Genomic DNA, 241 nt, shown 5'->3' on the forward strand with positions numbered 1-241 from the left:
CGATCAGGTCGGTGATCTGACGCCCGCCCAGCAGCGCCATCAGCTCGCGCACTTCCTCGGCGTTGACGCGGAAGTAGTGCTTGACCCTCTCGACGGTGCCGCGGAAATGCTCGTCACGCAGCGCCTGGTGCTGGGTCGCGCCACCGGTGGCACAGTTGTTCAGGTGACAGATGCGCAGGTACTTGCAGGCCAGCGCGACCATCGGCGCGGTGCCGGAGCCGAAGCTCTCGGCGCCCAGGAT

1 protein-coding gene is annotated in these 241 nt (G+C 67.2%); it reads right to left on the minus strand.

From position 1 onward, the window contains the following. Positions 1 to 241 (minus strand): glutamate synthase-related protein (locus tag R2R70_RS22750; RefSeq protein WP_410979309.1); only part of this gene is annotated, 241 nt, incomplete at both ends.

Origin of the sequence: Cobetia sp. SIMBA_158 (assembly GCF_046566945.1) — a bacterium.
Taxonomy (GTDB): Bacteria; Pseudomonadota; Gammaproteobacteria; order Pseudomonadales; family Halomonadaceae; genus Cobetia; species Cobetia amphilecti.